Annotated in this window: 1 protein-coding gene; it reads right to left on the minus strand. The window is 68.9% G+C overall.

Annotated features, from left to right (window positions below; genetic code table 11):
* A partial coding sequence (locus OOT08_RS06070; RefSeq protein WP_325092118.1) for an ABC transporter permease subunit occupies positions 1-264 on the minus strand: 264 nt, incomplete at both ends.

The following is a 264-nucleotide window of genomic DNA, read 5'->3' on the forward strand; positions in this document are numbered from 1 at the left end:
GCATCGGGGCGATGTTCGGCAGGACGTGCCCGAAGACGATGCCTGCCCAGCCCGTGCCGCTCGTCCGGGCGGCGGTGATGAACTGCTCCTGGAGCACGCGCTTGGCGAGGATCCGGGTCAACCGGGCGATGACGGCGGACATGCCGAGCCCGATCGCCAGGATCACGGACCAGAGCGAGGCGCCCTGCACGGCGACGATCAGCATCGCGAGCAGCAGCACGGGGAAGGCGATCATCACGTCGAGCCAGGCGGAAAGCGTGTCGT

This window comes from Leucobacter sp. M11 (assembly GCF_035726885.1).
GTDB lineage: Bacteria > Actinomycetota > Actinomycetes > Actinomycetales > Microbacteriaceae > JAPFRB01.